Here is a 19,999-nt window from a genome sequence, read left to right on the forward strand (position 1 = left end):
CCTATTTGCCCAAAAGGGCTTTGCGGAACTCTGTCGGTGACTGGCCGCACATTTTTTTGAAAACCTTGCTGAAATAATTCGGCTCATGATAGCCTACCTCAAAGGTGATTTCTTTCAGGCTTTTCCCTGCATCAGCCATCAGCTTCTTTGCTTTTTCAATACGGCATTCAGTCAGGAAGTCGATATAGTTTACCCCAAGCTTTTCTTTGAACATTTTACTGATGTAAATCGGGCTGAGCCCCACTTTCCTTCCCAGTGCTTCAAGAGAAATATCCTCATGCGAATGTTCGGTTATATAGTGTTTCAGCTGCTGTATGGTGTCTGCTTCCAAACGGTTGTAATGCTCCCCATAGGATTTTTTCATTAATTTTATCAATTGTTCGGCTTCCGTGCGCAATTGGCGGAAATCCCGGGTTTGATAAGCAAAAAATGGTGCAGGACTCTCTGACCCAATTTCACTCATTACCCGTGATGCAATCCAGAGCATCTGCAGAACACGCTGCTGAGCCTGAACAACCCCTTCCTTTTCTCTTTCACACCGCTGGATCATATCCATTACACTAAGAGAGACCTGATCCCATTTGCCAAGCCTGACCTGATCGAAAAACTGTTTTTCTCGCTCTTTAGTCAGCTGCAGATCTTCCCCGGTTCTGAGAGCCGGCACATCAGAGTAAAATCGGAATTTAACAGGAAGAGTGGAGTCCATGGTCGCAATGAGAGATTCCTGATAGGATTGACGAATGGTCTGCAATGATCCGCAAACATTCCCAATTCCTATGAACCAGCCTTCTAATGAATCCTTTTTCGGAAGGGACAGGATTTCACCCGCAATGGATATCGCCTGAGAGCGGAATGATTGCTGCTTTTCCCGAAAGACAATGATCGGCAGCTGGCGTCCATATAGAGCACCTACCCATGCACTGCCTGCTTGTCTTACCTTCTCTTTTACCGGGGTATAAAGATGCTCATGTCCTTCGGGAAGCAAAATGCTCATAACAAATTGTTCATGGGTTGAAGGAATTTCAAGCATTTCCACCAGCATGTCCAAATGAACTTCATGGACGTGATCGAACAGCAGCTGTGTTACGACATCCGTCTCAATCACCGGAAGTGCCTTTTGCAGCGCATCCTTTTGAATCTTCGTCAATGCGCGGCATTTCCGCTCTTCTTCAATCTCTTCAAGCACCTTCCCGACTGTTGTCTCAATTTCAGTGATCTTGCTCGGCTTCAGCAGATAGTCCTTAACCCCAAGCTTTATCGCCTGGCGGGCATAATCGAAAGTATCGAATGCAGTAATCATGATAAACTTAATTTCCGGATCTTCTTCACTGATCAGCTTAATCGCTTCGAGGCCGTTCATCCCCGGCATTTGAATGTCCATCATAATTAAATCAGGATGAAGCTCTTCAGCCATTTGAACCGCCATCTTTCCATTTTTCGCCTGGCTGATCTCAACATCCGGAAATGCCTTCTGCAGAATCACTTCAAGGCCTTCCCTTTCAATTTGCTCATCATCCGCAATCAGAAGTTTTGTCATGCTGCCCCCTCCTATCTTTCGGTATTCTCATCACCACTTTTGTTCCGGCTGCGCTGCTTTCGATATTCATGATATCTTCATATCCATAAAGGAGCCGGAGCCGCCTGACGACATTGGTAAATCCGATGCCCGTTGTTTTTCCATCCGTTTGGGTGAATTGCCCTTGAAGAATTTGTTTAATTTTGGATTCCTCAATGCCCGGACCATCGTCTTCCACCTCTATAATCACACAGTCATTTCCATCCTGAATGCGAAACCAAATGACTCCGCCTTCTTCCCTTGGTTCAACTGCATAGTTAACAGCATTCTCGATGATCGGCTGCAGTGTGAGGCCAGGGATGTCCACATGGAGACAGGATTCATCGATTGACATCTTTAACTGCAGGCGATCTGTAAATCTTGCTTTTTGAATATCCATATACTGCTGCAGGACCATTACCTCTTCCCTGAGTGTGACAGGGCGGTCAAGCCTTTTTAAGTTATAGCGCAGTATGCCCGCAACACTTACAAGCAGGTCGCTGGTTTCATGAGAGCCTTCCAGATAGGCTTTCTTTGAAAGAGTATTAAGTGTGTTAAATAGAAAGTGGGGATTGATCTGGCTTTGCAGATTTAATAGCTGGCTTTCCTTCAGCAGCAGCTTGCTTTCCTGCAGCTCATGCTCCAGCTGTGCTTTATGCTGTATCTCTGATATCAGATTATTTATATTAATCCTCATACGGTCAAAGGTTTGAGCAAGGAAGGCAATTTCATCATTTGAATCGACCTTTATCGGCAGGTGAAATCTTCCTCTTGATAAATCATTTGCAGCTTGAGTCAGCTTCTGTACAGGCTTGGTAATGCTTAATGAAAATCCATAAGTTAAAAGCATCAAGAGGCAGGTGATCATCAGCATAACCCAAATCCCGAGTTTTTTAATTTCCCCGGATTGATCAATGATTCCCCTGTAAAAACGTTCATAGGTATTCAATTCACTATCAATTAAAGTAAGCGTCATCTCGGAAATATACATCGAGATGCGCGTCGCTTCCGCAAACTCTTTAGCAGAATCCTCTTTCTCATGTTCATTAAAGAACAGAAGGGAGCGGTCTGCGGTCTCTGCCAGGCTGTCAATCAGATTTATATAATTGGTCAAAGCAAACTCATTTTCCGAATTTCGAAGATAAATAACTTCCTTTTGCACCTTTTTCATTTTTTCCTTGCTGCTGTTCAGTTTTTCCAAATTTTCCGGAGTTGGTGTAATAAAGTAGTTATTCAAGTCTGCGATTACCTGCTGGCTGGTTGTTGTCACCTCGTTCATCCTGAGGTATCGCTGAAGAATGTCGTTGTACTGATTCTGAGTTTTCTGATTATAGTAGGTCAGTGTGACCCAAATGGCTGCCATAATCAATAGAATGACCGTTGTAAGTGCCCAGATCTTCTTATGAATTTTATTCATTGCTCTTCCATTGCCTTTAAGATCCTGATATCGGTGAGATAGCCGTCAGATTTTAGCGGCACTTCCTCATCTTTAAGCCATTTTAAGATCAGCTCAGCACTGAGACTTCCCATTTTCTCAGGAGATTGTTCAATGATTCCATCAAGCTTTCCCTGTGTAAGTAAAGACAGTGAATCCGGACCATCATCGAATGAATAAATGTAATAAGGCTCAACCTGTGATCGCCTTCCAATTTCCTGAATCATTGCTTCGGCTATATTAGCTTTAATCGCTATAAAACTATCAGTATCCGGATTTAGATTTAACATGTTCTGAGTCGAAGCAATAATTTCCTCCCTGACATCCCCCGTTTCAGCATAGACGGTGCGGATGCCGGGATAAGCTTTCAGGACATCATGAATGCCGTTTAAGCGCTGCTGCAGATAATACTCCTTATGCTTGTCGCCCATGAGTATGACTTTCCCCTCATGACCCATGTCGTCGATAAGCTGCTCTGCAATTAACTGCCCGGCCAGATATTGGTCAGAGCCTACATATGTTTTTCTCAGACTTTCAGCTTTTGGTACATCATTGGCCACTGTAATAATCGGAATGCCATAAAAAGCAGCTTTTACCTTAACTAAATCTTTAAATTCCTGAGCATCCAAACCCTGAACAATAATGCCGTCCACTTTTGACTGAATCGCGATCTCCAGCTTCTTCAGAAAATCTTCCTGGTTCTTTCCATAGCTTCCCCAGACTTCAAGACTTGCTCCATCCTTCCGCGCCTGTTCCTTTGCTGCGATGCCTGCCTTGTCCCAGAAAGGAGTGTCTAATTCCTGAGTAATCAGGACCAGCCGGTATTTCATATCCTTTCCGTCTGCAATAGCAGGGAGATCCTCTACTGTTGTAAACGCTTTCTTAGCAAGTGCCAATGTAAAATAGCCAAGGGCGATGCATGTGATGCAAATTATTAAAATACTTATTTTACGCAAGGCAGTATCTCCGTTTCCACAGTATAAATGACTGAATATTTTTAATCATATCACCTTTTTACTTTCGATAGAATAGCAGGATGAAAGGTGGTTGATAAGCTGCCTGAACACACAGCTGGGGCATCCTGATCCAACAGATGCCCCAAACCATTCTGTCATACTATGATTCCAGAAAACTGAAAATCTATCCTCTTTTCTTCCGGGTCATGACATCAAAAATTACAGCTCCGGCCAATACGCCTCCACGAATCATATACTGGAGAGAAACGCCTACACCGAGAAGATTCATCCCGCTTGATAAAGAGGCCATAACAACAGCTCCGATAATAGCACCGGTGATTTTTCCTACGCCTCCGGCAGAAGAAACCCCTCCGACATAAGCAGCTGCAATGGCATCAAGTTCAAATAAAGTCCCTGCTGTAGTGGTCGCTGATTGAAGCCTTGAAGTGAATAAAATGCCTGAAAGTGCAGCCAGCATCCCCATTGAACCGAATACAATATACGTTATTTTATTTACATTGATTCCGCTTAAATGCGCAGCTTCCGGATTGCTTCCGACTGCATATACATGCCTGCCTAGCACTGTTTTGGTTGTCAGGAAGTGATAAATGACAACCACCAGAAGCATAATGACAACTGTCCAGGAAAAACCGTTGTATCCTGCAAGGATCCAGGTAATATAGGATATGATAGCAGAAACAAACACTAATTTTAGGATAAAAATCCCTTTTGATACTACCTCAAACTGATATTTAATTTTATTTTTGCGGGTGGAAATTTCACTGTATATATACATTAATATAGCTAATAATCCCAGTATCAAGGTAAGCAGGTGAAGCCCATTCACTTGCATAAGGGAAGGGATGAACCCATTGCCGATAGCGTTAAATCCGTCGTCCTTGATAATAATCGTTCCTGTTTTCTCCGTTACCTGAAGAAGCGCTCCTCTAAAGATCAGCATTCCTGCAAGAGTTGCTACGAAAGAAGGGATGCCGAATTTTGCAACCAGGAGCCCGTTGAACAGCCCGACTACAATGCCAAGCACAAGGATGATGGGGATGGTGATATAAAAAGGGATTCCCATTCCCGTTAACAGAATCGCTGCAATGGCTCCCAAAAAGCCGGCGACGAATCCGACTGAAAGGTCAATATGCCGAATCACGATCACAAGCGTCATTCCCACTGCAAGGACTGCGATATATCCTGTTGAATCAAGGAGATTGCTGATATTCCGTGAAGACATAAATAACCCGTCAGTCATAATGGTGAAGGTAAGCATAATAACGAATAAGGCAATGTACATGCCATAATCACGGATATTATCTTTAAATAGCGTTTTTGCTTCATTAATAAATTCCATTAGTTTAACCTCCTATTGCGTAGCAAGCTGCATAATGCTTTCCTGATTTGCTTCCTCAATCGACAGCTCGCCTTTTATTTGTCCTTCCGCCATGACATAGACACGATCGCTCATCCCCAGGACTTCACCCAGTTCTGAAGAAATCATTATGATGCTCATGCCTTCCTCGATCAATTTATTCATAATCGTATAAATTTCGAATTTAGCCCCGACATCAATGCCCCTCGTCGGCTCGTCCAGGATCAGCAATTTCGGTCCGACAAATAGCCATTTGCCCAGCGACACTTTCTGCTGATTCCCCCCGCTCAAGTCGCCGACAACCTGTTCAAGGGAAGATGCCTTAATGTACATGGACTTTTTATATTCCGCTGTTTCCTTCACTTCTTCGTTATCGTTAATAATTCCATTGACAGCAATACGATTAAGGTTAGCTGCAGAGATGTTGTTTTTAATATCCTGTATTAAAAACAGCCCATCCCCTTTCCGGTCTTCTGTCACATATGCAATCCCCGACCTGATGGCGTCACTCGGATGCTTCAGCGTTTTAGGAACGCCATCCACCAATAGCTCGCCTTGTACTTTATACGATTTTGGATTTCCGAAAATACTCAGGGCAAGTTCTGTCCTGCCTGACCCCATCAAGCCCGCAATCCCGACGATTTCTCCTTTCTTAACATGGAAGTTAACATCTTTTACAACCTGTCTGCCCAGGTGCACCGCATACGCAGACCAGTCGCGAAGCTCAAGGACAGGATCGCCAAATGTTTTGTTCGGCCTCTTCGGATAAATATCTTCAATCTCCCTGCCGACCATGTTTTTAATAATGAGATTTTCAGAGATTTCGCCTTTTGCTGCGTCCAGGGTACAAATGGTTTGGCCATCACGAAGCACCGTCGCCTTGTCTGCAATGGAGATGACTTCTTTCAATTTATGGGAGATCATGATGCAGGTAATTCCCTGCTCTTTAAGCTCACCTAACAGATCCAGCAGATTTTCGCTGTCATCTTCATTCAATGCTGCAGTCGGCTCATCGAGAATAAGCAGTTTCACGTCCTTGCTTAATGCTTTTGCAATTTCGACTAATTGCTGTTTTCCAACGCTCAGATCTTTTACAAGCGTTTCAGGATTCACATCAAGCTTAACTTTATCCAGCATTTTTTTAGCTTCTGCAATCGTCCGGTTCCAATCGACAATTCCGCCTTGCTTAATTTCATTGCCTGCAAAAATATTTTCATAGACTGTGAGATCAGGAAATAAGGCCAGCTCCTGATAGATAATAACGATTCCTGATTTTACGCTGTCGCTGATTGTATTGAATTGCTGCACACTGCCTTCAAATACAATATCTCCCTGATAGGTGCCATAAGGATAAACGCCGCTGAGTACTTTCATTAAAGTGGATTTGCCCGCTCCATTTTCACCAATCAAGCAGTGAATTTCACCTTTCTCCACCTTGAAATTGACATTGCTGAGCGCTTTAACACCTGTGAATTCTTTGGAAATTCCGTGCATCTCCAAAATATTTTCGCTCATTATGACTCACTCCTTAGCCCAAAAGCTATTCAGAAGGAGAAATAGTGATAGACGCTTCTATCACTATTTCTCGTCCATTATTAATTAAAGCCCTGTAAATTCATCTGCTTTATAATATTCAGAATCAATCAGTTCTTTCTTCACATTGTCCTTGTCTACAACAATTACATCTGTTTGCTTTGCTTTCACTTCAATCTTTCCGTTATCGTAAGAACCTGTTGTCTCAGGGTCCTTGTTTTCAAGGATTTCAATTGCCATGCCCATTGCATCTTGTACAAGAGTACGAACATCCTTAAATACTGTCATAGATTGTTTTTCATCTATCACATACTGAATAGATGCTTTCTCAGCATCCTGACCTGTAACAAGGTAGCTGGATACTGCACTGTCAGTTCCAAAAACATCTGCGATGGAGCGGGCAGTTCCGTCGTTCGGAGCAAGAATAGCCACATCGCCTTTCATATCATCAGATGCAGCTGTCAAATGCGTTTGAGCCTTATTCTTTGCTTCGTTCGGATCCCAGTTTGTTGTCACCTGGCCAATAATTTTGCTCAGCTGGTCACGGGACAGATCAGCTGTATCTTTTAAAGCCTCAGCTTCGCTTGAGTTCGCAATTTTGAATGTCCCATCTGCAATCTTTGGCTGAAGCACACTCCATGCTCCCTGGAAGAATAAGAAAGCATTGTTATCAGAAGCAGCTCCTGCGTACAGATATAAAGGCGTATCCTTGCCCTTTGCATTGTCGATCAGGTATTGCGCCTGAGCAGCTCCTACAGCAAGGCTGTCAAATGTTACATAATAATCAATTGCATCTGTATTCGTAATTAAACGGTCATAAGAAATGACTTTTACCCCATCTTTTTTTGCAGCTTCAACCGCTGCAGCAGCTGCATCTCCATCCTGCGGACAGATGATCAGCACATCAATTCCTTTGTTCAGCAAAGTCTCAACATTTTCTTTTTCCTTGGCGGAAGATCCCTGGCTAAACAAAATTTCAGTTGTATATTCTGTACCTTTTAAAGCGTCTTTAAATCTTTGCTCATCCTGAACCCATCTAGGCTCATCCTTGGTTGGCAGCACAATTCCCACACTTACTTCACTGCTGCTGCCGCCAGTGCCTTCACTGCATCCTGCCGCAATAAATGCAAACATCAAAACAGTCAGCATAAGAGAAATAACTTTCCACTTTCTTTTCATTCTTTTTCCCCCTTTATAATGGATAAAAATTACTTGCCTACATGAAAATTATATCTTTATTACTAGACTATGAAAGCGTTATCAATAGCACTCTTTTAATATTATCTGTAAATTTTTATTCTTCAACTAATCCTGGACACCGCTGTTTATCCTTATGGATACTGACTGGCGGATCCCTTTTTTTCAGACAAAAGCTCCTTCCTCCTGTTAAGACAAAAAAATGGCAGCCCTCAAAGGGCTGCCTGTATAAAAAGGCTCTGTGCAAGCCTATTGACCTATTAAGATTTCAGCCTGCCAACCAGTTTTTGCAGCTGTTCAGCCCTCAGGCTAATATGTTCGGCCAATGCAGCAATTTCTTCTATAGAAGATAACTGTTCTACAGATGATGCAGCCACACTTTGCGACGCTGCAGATAGTTCCTTTGATATCATAGCCAAACTTTCGATGGAACGGGCAATTCCTTCTGTCCCCCTGGCTAATTGTTTCAAAGCTGCTGTATTGACAGTCTCTTGAATGGAATTGATTTGTTCAATAGTACTGGCTACCGCCTTATTCCCTGCTGCCGCAAGTGAGGAGGCTTCCATACCAGAGCCATTAACAGCTGTAGCCGATTGGGCAACTGAAATACCTCTGTATTTTCTTGAAATTCTGATATATTCAGGAACAAAAAAATGCGCTAATCCTTAGATCAGCGCATTTATATTTATAAAGCTTCACCTTCCGTTTGTTTTTTGCCCGGAGCAAACCACCCAAGCAGTGCAATGGCCACCAATACTCCATAGAAGACGATTGTCCAGCCAGTACTATGAGGAAAATGGTGATCAAGAACACCAATATCCTCATGGGCAAGCGTGATAACAGCAAGCTTTACACCAACCCAGGCAACAATGGCATAAGCCGTTGTTTCCAATGCCGGCCGTTTGCCAAGCAGTTGCACAAACCAGGTTGCCGCGAACTTAATCAGGATCAGTCCGGCGATCCCGCCAAGCACGACTACGATAAACTGCCCGCCGTCCATGCCGCCGAAATCGGCAAGCGGTGAATCCGGCAAACCAAGTGCAAGTGCAACAGCAGCCAAAATCGAATCGATGGCAAAGGCAAGATCGGCTAATGCAATCTTTCCTACTGTTGGCCAAAATCCTTTCCCGGCAGCTTCTTCCTTCACATCCTCGCGAATATTTTTATTTTCTTTCCCAAACCTGGCCTTAATCACATGCTTTAAGCCAAGATACAATAAGTAGGCAGCTCCGATTGCCTGAATCTGCCAGACGTTTGCAATAAATGAGATGGCAAATAACGCACCAAACCGGAAAACGAACGCCATAATGATTCCATAATTTATCGCTCTTTTCTTCTGATCTTCCGGTAAATGCTTTGCTATGACAGCTAAGACAAGTGCATTGTCAGCCGACAGCAATCCTTCGAGTCCAATTAATATCAATAATGCCCATGCGTACTCGAGCCAGATAGACTCCATTCGCTGCACTCCTTTCAGAAACAACCAGTTCTTCATTATTTAGATAACTATAGATTCCCCAAAAATGCTAGAGGAAACCTAAAAAAATATATAAAAAAACGGCGTCCTGTACTCAGGACGCCAGAAGAAGGAAACTAATTATTCAAATCAAAAAGCCCCGGCGCATGCTCATTTGGCATGTCTGGCATTTCAGGAACAGGATAGCCTTTTGGTGGTTCCACAACAGCAAGATCTCCGCCATTTCGGCTTGGAGTTTTACCCTGGAATACCTCTCCTATCCGGGTATCATCCAGCCTGAAATTAAATTGTGCATTATGGAAGCCCATTTCCACATATTTTCGGCACTCAGGGTATTTATTTAAATCGTAATTAGGAACCGGGAATATTTTGCCCCAATCCACTCCCAACGTTTCCAGCGCTTTTGCGAACGCATTTTGATGGGCATTATCGCGGACTATCAGGAAGGCAATCGTCTCTCTCAGCGTCTTATTGCTGCTCATCTCGTAAATCCTTGATTTCTGCAGAACACCCGTCGATTCAAGCATCACATTATTGATAAGGTTCGCCACCAGGTTTCCATGGTCATAAACCCAGGAACCGTTCCACGGGTTGCCGCCGGCATCAACTGGAAGCGATGCCTTCGCCCCCATTATGAAATGATGCGGATTCGCGCCTCCCTGGATAACATCATCCAAAGGAGCCCCATCTGCTGCCTGGTTGCCAGGCATATCCCCTCCGGCTTCGTTCAGAAGCTGATTAATCGTGGATTGGACGAGCTCCACATGGCTAAGCTCTTCTAAAAATACGCCTCTAATCAGGTCGCGATATTGCTTCGCCTTGCCTCTAAAATTTGCACTCTGGAATGAGAACTGCATCAAGGTCCGCATTTCGCCAAACTGTCCGCCCAATGCCTCCTGCAGCACTTTCGCCGCATGCGGATCGGGTTTATCGGGTACAATCATATTGATTAAGTCTTCTTTATAAAAGTACATAGATCATCAATCTCCTTTTCCAAAGCATTCTTAATTAGAATGCCTGAATGGAGGCACATTATTCATCCCGGATTGACGTCCCGGCACCCACTTATCGGAAAAGAAAGACCTTGCATTAATAAAAAATAAAGTTCCGATGAAAAATAAAGCAACCTTAAGACAGCTTGCAATCGCCGAGTACTCTCCATTTCTAGTCAGATTAACAAAACCATTACCGTCATGATTTCATGGATGTCTCTCCCAGCAGAACAATCCTTTTACCTGAAACATAAGTCCATACAGGAGAAATCTGAAGGATCCTTTATTTCACACCTTTTGCTGGTTATTTGATCGATCCATAGAGACCTCGTTTTGCCTGACTGGAAATTCATAGGCACATCTTCTTTATCATTTAAGCTCCCTCTCAAAAATGAGTTGTATTTCCAATGCCTGTCCCCCTGAAGCAAACGGAAGCGGAGTGAAGGTATGCAGGCGCCATCCTTCCTGTGCCTGCTGAATAATAATTTCCTCATAGTCTTCCTTTGGTTTGCCGCTAAAAGCCCCAACGTTAATTTTTATAAATTTGTAATCATACATATAAACACCCCTCCCAAGTGTAGTTTACCTAAGGTGCGGTTTAGATATTGAATTGGTTTCACTTTCCCTCTCAAGTATTTGGCAATGGGCACGTCCAGAGAGGTAAAATAAATTGAATCCATTTTAGAAAGGAACCGGAAACAATATGTATGCGTATTTACTTTTAGGATTGGCCATTGTAACCGAGGTGTTTGGCAGTTCCATGCTCAAAGCATCAGACGGATTTAGAAAAGTGCTGCCCTCACTTGGCGTAATAATTGGATATGCTGCTGCTTTCTATGCCTTATCACTTGCATTAAAAACACTTCCTCTCGGCGTAGCCTATGCAATCTGGGCAGGCCTTGGAACTGTGCTTACATCCTTAGTCGGGATCTTTATTTACAAAGAGAAGGTAAACCGCAAAAAGTTTCTGGGCTTGGTTTTAATAGTTGGAGGGGTCATCTTATTAAATAGCGGCGGGGGCCATTAAATATGAGGGGATATGTATTCTTAATCATTTCAATCGCAGGAGAGGTTTTTGCTACTACCATGCTCAAACTGTCGGAAGGTTTTACTGTGCAGCTTCCATCTGCAGGAGTTGCCATTGGCTATGCACTTTCATTTTATTCCTTATCATTATGTCTTAAAACCGTTCCATTAAGTCTGGCTTACGCCATTTGGTCCGGGGCAGGGACTGCGTTAACTGCTTTGATAGGCGCCATTATTTGGGGAGAAGCTTTCAGCAGCCTCAAGATAGCCGGCATCATGCTGATTATTGGCGGTATCATTGTATTAAATTCATCTCACAGTGCCGAAACAGCAGAAGAGCCTTCATGATGAGGCTCTTTTTTTTACATAAGCTCATTATACAGAAAACAACTCATTAACCCTGACTCGCCAAATCATATGATGAGCCCCGTCCCCCCAATAATCCTTAAACAAATAATCAGGTTCTTCAAACTTCTTTTCCCATATCTTTTGTGAATGTTTATAGCCCGAATCCAGACAGAACTCTTCCACACCTTTATTCTTTAGAGTCAAATACATTTCATTTAGCAATTGATTGGCTATGCCTGAATTCTGATAGTCAGGATGTACAAATACTGTTCCCACTTCATAAAGACCACTGAGTGCCCCCTCTGTACATTTGTCTATGAGCTCACTTGCAGGTCCGTATTCAATAGTTCCGATAATCTTCTCCTCAGCTAAGGCAATTAAAAAAAATCTATCATTGCCGCCGCTTAACAGATCATGCTGCAGATAACTATTCTTGGCTTCTATCTCTTTTTCTATGTCTTCGTGCAGCTCCCCTATACCTTCTTTATGAAATGTATCGGTAATCACTGTTCTAAAGAATTGGTTCAGCTCATCTATATCCGCTGGCTTTGGTCTTCTTATTCGAGCTTTAACCATATTAGACTCTCCCTTTCAGCCATTTCCTTTAACCTGCCTAGAATAATCAAAGTGCCCCCTTAATCAGGGGCACTCTATGAACAACAGCTCTGTTCCGGACTTCTATCTTTTTCAGTCACCGCCTCCACCGCAGCCGCCGCCATCTCCTCCGAAATTACTACAACTATCCGAGCTGCTGCTATAATCTCCTATAAAATGATGGGAAGAGAAATCCCCGCTGTCATAAGTACGTTTCGATGGTTTGGAACCACTAATACCAATCAAAATAACAAGTAAAAAACCCATAATAATTATTCCTGACATGTTAATCACCCCTTATCTGAATATACGGATGACGGCTTATTTAGTTTCAGAAAATTTACAAAATAAAAGACTTTATTAATCTCCAGCAAGCTTTGCCGAAAAAACTAGTAAGATGCTTTTGATTAAATAGAAAATGAGGATTTTAACATGAAAGAAATACTGGTTTATAGATATGAAGATGTTATTCACGCCCCCATTGATCTGGTTTTTAAATACGTGGATGAAGATGAAAAGATAAAGCTCTGGAATACCATGCTGATCGAAAACATTTATGATAATGAGGAAAATAAACCAGTCCCGCATCCCGGGACTAAGTTTGTCACCGTTCAGAAAATGGATAAAAAAATCATCAAAATCAATTCCGAGTTAATTGAATATGAGGCTCCCTATAAAGTGGTTATGCACTCCCATTCCAAAGAGGGATTAAGCATTTCAAGGTATCTCTTATCAAGGGAGCATGATGGGACGCGCCTGATTGTGGAGGCAAGCCTGATTCCGAGCAGCCTCTTTTATAAGCTGACAGCCAAACTTTTAGGCTGGACGGCTAAATTTGTGTTAGAAGAGCAATACGAGAATTTAAAGAGATATGTAGAGAATGAAGCGGAAGAAGATTGAAAAAAGGTGTCCTCGAACGGACACCTTTTACCAATCTACTCTTCTTTTTCAACCCACTTATCATTATCATTTTTCTCATATTTCTTCTTCACTGCACTCCAGGCTACCTTAAAGGCCGTTTCTTCCTCATCATACTCTTCCCTTGCAGAATTAAACGCTTCCTTAAATATTTCCTGGGCGTGATGAGGAAGATTATCTTTGACAGAGTCCGGCAGATCACTTAGTTTATCGTATGGCATTATTTGCTTCCTCCCTTGTACATGTTCTAATAGGTATTTTTCCTGATAAGGTTTGTTTTAAACACATGCCAAAAGCAAATAATATTGGTTTCCACCCCTGAACGTACTTTTATAGATTCAAAAGACTACTTCATTATCGGCAGCACTGTTGAATCCTTGATCTCTCTCAAAGCCAGGCTGGTCTGAATCTTCGTAATCCCCAATTCATTGAGCTTCCTGATAAACATCTCAAGCCCTTTGCGATCCTTGCAGGCGACCTTCAGCAAATAATCATACTCTCCTGTTAAACAATGACATTCTAAAACTTCCTTCATGGATTCCAGCGTCTTTTCAAGGGACTCCAGTTTATCAGCCTGGTGCATATTCGTGCTCATAAACACGAAGCATAATAAATCAAATCCTAGCTTCTCATGGTTGAGAATAGCGACATGCTCCTGGATATACCCTTCCGTTTCCAGCCTCTTAATTCTTGCATGTACAGCCGGAGCCGACAGATTCACCCTTTTCGACAGTTCCAGATTGCTGATCCGCGCGTCCTTTTGGAGCAAATCCAAGATTTTTATATCCAGGTGATCCAATACCTTGCTTACAATTGATTCCACTGTCCATCCGCCCTTTTCAATTATTCCAAATTAAGTTCAAACCAAATGCGTAAACTGAATTTTTTATTCTATTTCTCTGATAAACTTTTAATTATTTCTAATTAATATCATTATACAAAATTATCTTTAGGTTTTAATAAAAAATGTTAAAATTATTCATATAAACAATGTCATTGTGCACAATGGCTCTGAAAAGGAGCTAAATGACGTGAAATATTACCTGCTTCTTCTATTAACCAGCTTACTTTGGGGCGGAAATTTTATTGTTGGAAAAACGCTTGTAGATCATGCATCTCCTACTACCCTGACCATTTTGAGATGGGCCATCGCCATTATCTGTCTCGTTCCTCTTGTCTGGCATAAAGAGAAACGGCTGCTGCCGCCTAAAAAAGCCATTCTGCCATTATGGCTGATGGGCATTACGGGCGTAGCTTTGTTTCAGGCACTGCAATTCATGGCACTGGAGAAAACATCAGCCACCAGCGTTGGCTTAATCTCTACTTTAAATATGTTCTCCATTGCTGCCTTCTCTTTTATTTTTCTTAAAGAAAAACTAAACACCCTGCAGCTCCTCTCCATGTTTGTTTCATTGTTTGGCGTCCTGCTGGTTCTTTCAAAAGGAAACCTGGAATTGCTGATTTCGCTGCAGTTTAATAGCGGGGATCTGTACATGATGGCCGCGGTGGGCATGTGGGGCATCTATTCCGTCTGCAGTAAATGGGCCATGTCTTTCGTTTCACCAATGATGTCCATCTTATATTCAGGCTTCTTTGGCCTTCTTGTGCTTCTTCCGTTCGGCATGGCTGACTTCACCGTTACAGATGTCAGTGTTTCCTTTCTATTATCCATTCTGTATACAGGACTGATCTCAACCGTTCTTTGCATGGTGCTTTGGAACATTGGGATTTCCAAGGTGGGAGCGAGCACTTCCGGCCTGTTTTTAAACTTCAATCCCATTTTCACAGCCCTATTGGCTTTTATCTTCTTAGGAGAAGTCATGAACTGGCTGCAAGCCATTGGAAGCATCATTGTCATTGCGGGTTGTTTCTTATTCTCCGCACTTAAAAAGAGGCCTGGAAAAACAAAAATGGGGATATCTTCACCTGTGTTCCTAAGGGAGCCAGTTAAGCAAAGATAAAAAATAGTGCCTGTTCCATAAATGGGGCAGGCACTTTGCATACTTTATATTATGTACTATGGGCAGTGCAACTAGGCATTTGCCTCAATAAAATTCATTTAATAAGGAACTTTTATTCACTGCTAAGTGATTAATAATCCCAGGAAGCTGAGAGTTATTGCTATGAAGCAATTCTTCATTTGGGACGGGTTTCTCTTGAACAAACTCTCTCCACTCATCTTCAAGCTGCTGTAATGTTTTTCCGTAAACAGTATGCAGTTCCTGGAAGTTGTCCACATTAGGTTTCGGCACGCTGCAGCCAGCCATTAAAAACAGCAAAAATACAATGTTGCTGACTTTTATTAGTCTTCTCAAGCCATCCCAGCCTTTCTTAACCATTTAGTGAGCTGTTAAGTTTCCTGCAAGATAAATAGCCATACAGATGCTAATCCCCCATAGCAGAATTAAAATCAGGTAAAATATTTTTCTCCATAATCCTCCCCTGAAATAGACATGCACTAAAAAATAATAGATTAGAAAACTCCCAAAAATAAACAACAGGAATTCCATGGTTTTATCCATTGAAGGCAGCGGATTTGTCATATTGGTTAAAACCATACCTCCGAAAATAAATAGGCCAAAACCATATAATAACTTTTTCAGGCTTACTTCCTTTTGAGTTTTCAAGACATCCACCTCTTTTACTAATGGTACGAACTCCCAATAAGAAAGTTTCACCAAATGTTTACTTTTCTGCATTTCCTTAACGGACATAGCATATAAATTAGCAAACTCATTAACACCAACATTCTTATACCTGATAAGGGGGTGCTCAACGCGATGCGGTATGCACCCCCAATTGATATTTTCCCGACTTATATTGAACCTGTTAACATGTTTACAGAATAGCTTAATACAATTCCTTTAGAGGTGATAAAAAGTGCCAAGAGTACAATATACCGACAGCGATGTGGCATTAATGGCAAGGATGATGAGAGCTGAGGCCGAAGGTGAAGGAAAACTGGGGATGCTGATGGTTGGAAATGTAATCGTCAATAGGCGGAAAGCGAATTGCCTCGACTTTGAAGGCCTAAGGACCATCCCACAGGTCATCTTCCAGGTGCAGGGCGGGAATTATTCTTTTGAAGCTGTTCAGAAAGGAAATGTCTTTTATAACAGAGCAAGAGGCGTGGAAAAAAGATTGGCCAGACAAACCTTAGATTATTGGAGACAGCATCCTTCCAAGTTTGCTCTCTGGTATTTCAATCCGTACGCTGCATGTCCGCCAACCTGGTACGACCAGCCTTTCTCAGGACAATTCAAAAAGCATTGCTACTATGAACCAAAAGCAAATACATGTGAAGGAGCCTATACTTGGTGAACAAGACCCCCATTATTGGGGGATCTTTTTCCTTATTATATGTTTTTTGAAGGGCATCTGAATAATAATCATCTATAACCAGCATGGGTTCCTGTATAGATTCCAGGAGCCTTTCTATATCGACAGATTCCTGTTCCGCTTCTTTGCTGACATTTCGATACACAGAAATTACTGCTTCCATTTTTTCTTTATCTTCATCGCTAATCCTATATGACTTGTTCTTCAGAAACTTATTAGTCATGTCATCTAAAAACATATCAGCGTGAAACAAGCTATATTGAAGCAAATTCCATTCCTTTATCTTATCCTCCATATGTATTGTGTACATACTGGACAAATAGGATTTAATACTCCTGCTCTCACCTCTGACAACCCTCCATGAGTCAAACAATTGGTCTTTCTTTTCATCTTCTTGTTCAATAGGTATCTGCATAAATATCTCCAGCCGGTGAGCCAAATTATCCCCAATTACAGATATAGTCCGCAAATGCTCATAATTTTTTTCCTGACTTTGCTTAATATGATTTCTGTAACCGAGATTTATAAAAATACTATATATAAAATAGGAGACTAATAATGTTATTAGCATTCTCTTAAGATACTTTTTCATATTCCTTTTCTTCATTTGATCCTCCTCCGTAACTTCCTTTACAAAAATAAAGAGCCGCCATCCGGCAGCTGAACTAATTGATAAAATGGATTAACACTGCTCCCCAATAAAGAAAACTTATAGCCAGAAAAACGACTGCAAATGTGGATAACATTTTTGGTAATTTACCATATGTATAAATAAGCGCACACCCTACTGCGATGTGAATAATAACAAAAAGAAAAAGGTACATTTTCCCACCTCTTTTTCAAATGGTATCATGTATTACTTTGGAAAGTAACCCCATTATTAAAAAAAGCCGCCCTTGTCCGAAGAACGGCTAATTCTGATCATTTCATATAAAGGTATCCATAACATATACGCCACCCATAAACATTATCCAGATGAGAACCGGCAAACCGAAAGATTTCAAAGCATTCCTCCAGCCTCCGATTTGTTTTCGCTGTAAAACATTATCCGTAACAAAAAATAATAAAGCTGCAGCTAAACTGTATCCAAGCAGAATTAATCCAAAAAGCAGGTGAAGTAGTAATGAAATAGAAAATTCCAGTTTCCTGTTGGTATGATTCGAAATAAATAAAGCTATGCAGTCACTAATGATAGAAGTTACTGTGCCATAAACCAGGATGATCGGAATGCTGTACATAAGATAGAAGGGAGTAGACAGTAACACCCCCTGAAAGTACTCTCCGGCTGAATTAACTTCTCCGCCAAACGGATCCACTATAATCAGGCCTAACATAACGGCGAACAGCGATCCTGTTATAGATGCAGCTATTATCTTTCTTGCAAGCATTTTACTGATATTGTGTTTGATAAGAGATCACTCCCCGTTATGAATTTGCATGGATAATACATGTGACCTTTTCACCAAATATTAAAAACTATAAAGACCATAAAAAATGCAACAGCTATCCTCCCAATCTGCCATAATACAAAATTTCCTTTATCGCTATTTACCTTTCCTTCATATATATCACGTTTGATCGTTTTTGAAAATATTAACAATTTCGCTAATGACCTCGGTGACATCACCAGGAAAGCGGATTTTCTATAGATAATCCGCTTTCCCATTGACAGGCTCTTTAATGTCTCCTTGATTTGATTCCGCCTGCACAACAAAACAAAGTGCCTGCATCTGTCTGCTGTTAAGCAGACTGACACAGGCACCTATCCGAATTTAATTAACATCCTTCACAAGCTCTCTCATTGAGTTTAGCTTCGAGGTCAGCTCAAAGAACCATTCTTCATCTCCCGTGGAAAGAGCAAGGTCAATCAGGAAATGAATCTGTTCCTTGTTGGCTACTTTCGCCGCCGGCATTTTTTTAACCTGCTTGCTCTGCAGCGGAATAATTTTGCCTTCAATGGTTTTATTATCACTCGAAATCACCTTTGTCTTAATAATACCTTCTTCCAGGTTTTCGATATAGCCAATGATTAGCTCCCCTTCACGGGATTTGCCTTTAACCCAATCCCCTGCTTTTAAAATAGCATTCTGGCTGGACATCATATTCTCCCACCTCTTTTTTAATCTGTAATATTTTTTGTTACATTTTAATGATGGAAAGCTTGTTAGCTCCCAATTAATTTTCTTTATAGATTAAGTCAACGATATCTTTTATGGTATAGTGCTTCAAATATTCACCGAGATGTTCCTCTGCGCCTAAGAAAATGCTGATCAGGACTCTTTGCATATTGGCACCCACTACACACGCCTCATTTGAATCCGGACACTTGGGCTGTAGAGCACCTTCAGATGTAATCTTATAAATATCCCAAAGATTCACTTCACTTAAATCCCGGGCAAAAATAAATCCGCCGCCCGTTCCTTCTTTCGATTTAATAAATCCATGTTTTTTTAATAGACTCAGGACTTTTCGGATGCGGACCGGATGGACACATGCGCTTTCAGAAATTGCATCGCTTGTTGACATGCGATCCAGCTGCAGAGCGAGATACGTTAAACTGTGAATGGCAAGAGTAAAATCGCTATTCATGGCCGGCCTCCTATATTGTGCTGTATACTGTCATGTTATGATTTACAGATTAGCTTGTCAAGAAATCAAAGCAGTTCCTAGTTAGCCAATCTTTGCAGTTCATTGAACGAAAACGTACGGAATTTTCGCGGAAGGAAGCTGCGGATTTCATCCTCGTTAAAGCCGACCTGAAGCCTTTTTTCATCCACCATAATCGGTCTCTTCAACATTTGAGGGTTATCAATGATTAATTGATATAACTCTTTCAGCGGCATGGAATCAATATTCACGTTTAGTTCCTGATATGCTTTTGATTTAGTAGAGATAATCTCTTCAGTTCCATTTTCAGTCAGGCGAAGAATCGATTTGATTTCATCGACGGTAAGCGGATCGGTTACAATATTTCGTTCCACATACTCAATTTGATGCTCCTCCAGCCATGCACGGGCTTTCCTGCAGGAACCGCAGCTGGATGATAAGAATAGATTCACCATTTAGAACACTCCTTCTATTGTGTTTAATTTTATGAAATGTAATAATAATGATTACAGTTTATGCAAAAAATATAATTTGTGATTGTTTATACTGTAATAATAATATTTACAGTTCAAAAAGTCAATATCACTTCTAACTTTTTAGATCACTTAAACCGAATTCCTAATAAAAATACTCCGGATAAACCG

26 protein-coding genes are annotated in these 19,999 nt (G+C 41.5%); 5 read left to right on the forward strand and 21 right to left on the reverse strand.

All coding sequences use genetic code 11. The features are described 5' to 3' along the window. Position 1: 1 nt before the first annotated feature. From NSQ49_RS09565 to NSQ49_RS09610, 10 genes are all read right to left on the reverse strand, one after another. Entirely contained in the window at positions 2 to 1,537 is a 1,536-nt protein-coding gene (locus NSQ49_RS09565; RefSeq protein ID WP_251283550.1) for a response regulator transcription factor, read from the reverse strand. Then, the gene (locus NSQ49_RS09570) at positions 1,512 to 2,972 is read right to left on the reverse strand and encodes a sensor histidine kinase (RefSeq protein ID WP_159862332.1); all 1,461 of its coding nucleotides are present in this window, start codon (positions 2,970 to 2,972) and stop codon (positions 1,512 to 1,514) included. The genes NSQ49_RS09565 and NSQ49_RS09570 overlap by 26 nt, the downstream gene beginning before the upstream one ends. Further along, the gene (locus tag NSQ49_RS09575) at positions 2,969 to 3,946 is read right to left on the reverse strand and encodes a sugar ABC transporter substrate-binding protein (RefSeq protein WP_159862333.1); all 978 of its coding nucleotides are present in this window, start codon (positions 3,944 to 3,946) and stop codon (positions 2,969 to 2,971) included. Before NSQ49_RS09575 ends, NSQ49_RS09570 begins: the two co-directional genes overlap by 4 nt. 184 nt (positions 3,947 to 4,130) lie before the next feature. Beyond that, positions 4,131 to 5,306, reverse strand: a complete 1,176-nt coding sequence (locus NSQ49_RS09580) for a sugar ABC transporter permease (RefSeq protein ID WP_159862334.1) — start codon at positions 5,304 to 5,306, stop codon at positions 4,131 to 4,133. A gap of 12 nt (positions 5,307 to 5,318) precedes the next feature. Further along, positions 5,319 to 6,839 (reverse strand): sugar ABC transporter ATP-binding protein, encoded by a 1,521-nt coding sequence (locus tag NSQ49_RS09585; RefSeq protein ID WP_251283552.1) that lies wholly within the window; start codon positions 6,837 to 6,839, stop codon positions 5,319 to 5,321. Positions 6,840 to 6,923: 84 nt separating this feature from the next. After that, complete coding sequence (locus tag NSQ49_RS09590; protein WP_251283553.1) at positions 6,924 to 8,036, reverse strand: sugar ABC transporter substrate-binding protein; 1,113 nt, start codon at positions 8,034 to 8,036, stop codon at positions 6,924 to 6,926. Positions 8,037 to 8,314: 278 nt separating this feature from the next. Beyond that, positions 8,315 to 8,620, reverse strand: coding sequence for a hypothetical protein (locus NSQ49_RS09595; RefSeq protein ID WP_159862337.1), 306 nt, complete (start codon positions 8,618 to 8,620; stop codon positions 8,315 to 8,317). 119 nt (positions 8,621 to 8,739) lie between these two features. Further along, positions 8,740 to 9,513 (reverse strand): TerC family protein, encoded by a 774-nt coding sequence (locus NSQ49_RS09600; protein WP_159862338.1) that lies wholly within the window; start codon positions 9,511 to 9,513, stop codon positions 8,740 to 8,742. Between the two features lie 134 nt (positions 9,514 to 9,647). Continuing rightward, entirely contained in the window at positions 9,648 to 10,505 is an 858-nt protein-coding gene (locus tag NSQ49_RS09605) for a manganese catalase family protein (protein ID WP_159862339.1), read from the reverse strand. A gap of 387 nt (positions 10,506 to 10,892) precedes the next feature. Beyond that, positions 10,893 to 11,081, reverse strand: coding sequence for a DUF4177 domain-containing protein (locus tag NSQ49_RS09610; RefSeq protein ID WP_159862340.1), 189 nt, complete (start codon positions 11,079 to 11,081; stop codon positions 10,893 to 10,895). 145 nt (positions 11,082 to 11,226) lie between these two features. Here NSQ49_RS09610 and NSQ49_RS09615 point away from each other — a divergent pair, with 145 nt between their 5' ends. Together NSQ49_RS09615 and NSQ49_RS09620 are read left to right on the forward strand one after the other, a co-directional pair. Then, entirely contained in the window at positions 11,227 to 11,550 is a 324-nt protein-coding gene (locus NSQ49_RS09615) for a DMT family transporter (RefSeq protein ID WP_159862341.1), read from the forward strand. Positions 11,551 to 11,552: 2 nt separating this feature from the next. Continuing rightward, on the forward strand, positions 11,553 to 11,897 hold the full coding sequence (locus tag NSQ49_RS09620; RefSeq protein WP_159862342.1) for a DMT family transporter: 345 nt from the start codon (positions 11,553 to 11,555) through the stop codon (positions 11,895 to 11,897). A gap of 27 nt (positions 11,898 to 11,924) precedes the next feature. Here the strand turns inward: NSQ49_RS09620 and NSQ49_RS09625 are convergent, their stop codons facing one another. Next, positions 11,925 to 12,473, reverse strand: coding sequence for a GNAT family N-acetyltransferase (locus tag NSQ49_RS09625; RefSeq protein ID WP_159862343.1), 549 nt, complete (start codon positions 12,471 to 12,473; stop codon positions 11,925 to 11,927). A 111-nt stretch (positions 12,474 to 12,584) separates the two neighbouring features. Beyond that, on the reverse strand, positions 12,585 to 12,776 hold the full coding sequence (locus NSQ49_RS09630; protein ID WP_159862344.1) for a hypothetical protein: 192 nt from the start codon (positions 12,774 to 12,776) through the stop codon (positions 12,585 to 12,587). A gap of 147 nt (positions 12,777 to 12,923) precedes the next feature. On the opposite strand from NSQ49_RS09630, the gene NSQ49_RS09635 reads away from it, so the two are divergent. Continuing rightward, positions 12,924 to 13,391 (forward strand): SRPBCC domain-containing protein, encoded by a 468-nt coding sequence (locus tag NSQ49_RS09635; protein ID WP_159862345.1) that lies wholly within the window; start codon positions 12,924 to 12,926, stop codon positions 13,389 to 13,391. Between the two features lie 35 nt (positions 13,392 to 13,426). Here the strand turns inward: NSQ49_RS09635 and NSQ49_RS09640 are convergent, their stop codons facing one another. Next, on the reverse strand, positions 13,427 to 13,630 hold the full coding sequence (locus tag NSQ49_RS09640; protein WP_159862346.1) for a ChaB family protein: 204 nt from the start codon (positions 13,628 to 13,630) through the stop codon (positions 13,427 to 13,429). A 125-nt stretch (positions 13,631 to 13,755) separates the two neighbouring features. After that, entirely contained in the window at positions 13,756 to 14,232 is a 477-nt protein-coding gene (locus tag NSQ49_RS09645) for an Lrp/AsnC family transcriptional regulator (protein WP_159862347.1), read from the reverse strand. Between the two features lie 208 nt (positions 14,233 to 14,440). On the opposite strand from NSQ49_RS09645, the gene NSQ49_RS09650 reads away from it, so the two are divergent. Then, positions 14,441 to 15,370: a DMT family transporter gene (locus tag NSQ49_RS09650; RefSeq protein WP_159862348.1), complete on the forward strand. Its 930-nt coding sequence runs from the start codon at positions 14,441 to 14,443 to the stop codon at positions 15,368 to 15,370. 84 nt (positions 15,371 to 15,454) lie between these two features. Here NSQ49_RS09650 and NSQ49_RS09655 read toward each other — a convergent pair whose 3' ends face one another. Further along, entirely contained in the window at positions 15,455 to 15,748 is a 294-nt protein-coding gene (locus tag NSQ49_RS09655) for a hypothetical protein (RefSeq protein ID WP_236566118.1), read from the reverse strand. Beyond that, complete coding sequence (locus NSQ49_RS09660) at positions 15,749 to 16,036, reverse strand: hypothetical protein (RefSeq protein WP_159862349.1); 288 nt, start codon at positions 16,034 to 16,036, stop codon at positions 15,749 to 15,751. A 253-nt stretch (positions 16,037 to 16,289) separates the two neighbouring features. Here NSQ49_RS09660 and NSQ49_RS09665 point away from each other — a divergent pair, with 253 nt between their 5' ends. Further along, positions 16,290 to 16,730, forward strand: a complete 441-nt coding sequence (locus tag NSQ49_RS09665) for a cell wall hydrolase (protein ID WP_159862350.1) — start codon at positions 16,290 to 16,292, stop codon at positions 16,728 to 16,730. On the opposite strand, the gene NSQ49_RS09670 is transcribed toward NSQ49_RS09665, so the two are convergent. The 5 genes from NSQ49_RS09670 to spxA form a co-directional block, all read right to left on the reverse strand. Then, positions 16,669 to 17,355, reverse strand: a complete 687-nt coding sequence (locus tag NSQ49_RS09670; protein ID WP_201306456.1) for a hypothetical protein — start codon at positions 17,353 to 17,355, stop codon at positions 16,669 to 16,671. The two genes, NSQ49_RS09665 and NSQ49_RS09670, sit on opposite strands and share 62 nt — an antisense overlap. Before the next feature lie 319 nt (positions 17,356 to 17,674). Then, positions 17,675 to 18,136 carry a hypothetical protein gene (locus NSQ49_RS09675; RefSeq protein WP_251283555.1) on the reverse strand — a complete coding sequence of 154 codons (462 nt, stop codon included), beginning with the start codon at positions 18,134 to 18,136 and terminating at the stop codon, positions 17,675 to 17,677. A 384-nt stretch (positions 18,137 to 18,520) separates the two neighbouring features. Next, positions 18,521 to 18,850 carry an IDEAL domain-containing protein gene (locus tag NSQ49_RS09680; RefSeq protein WP_159862352.1) on the reverse strand — a complete coding sequence of 110 codons (330 nt, stop codon included), beginning with the start codon at positions 18,848 to 18,850 and terminating at the stop codon, positions 18,521 to 18,523. Between the two features lie 73 nt (positions 18,851 to 18,923). Continuing rightward, a complete protein-coding gene (locus NSQ49_RS09685) occupies positions 18,924 to 19,337 on the reverse strand; it encodes an RrF2 family transcriptional regulator (protein ID WP_159862353.1) in 414 nt (137 codons plus the stop codon). A 77-nt stretch (positions 19,338 to 19,414) separates the two neighbouring features. Further along, a complete protein-coding gene (spxA, locus tag NSQ49_RS09690; RefSeq protein ID WP_159862354.1) occupies positions 19,415 to 19,810 on the reverse strand; it encodes a transcriptional regulator SpxA in 396 nt (131 codons plus the stop codon). Positions 19,811 to 19,999 lie beyond the last annotated feature (189 nt).

The sequence above is a fragment of the Cytobacillus sp. FSL R5-0377 genome (assembly GCF_038004385.1).
Classification (GTDB): domain Bacteria; phylum Bacillota; class Bacilli; order Bacillales; family Cytobacillaceae; genus Cytobacillus.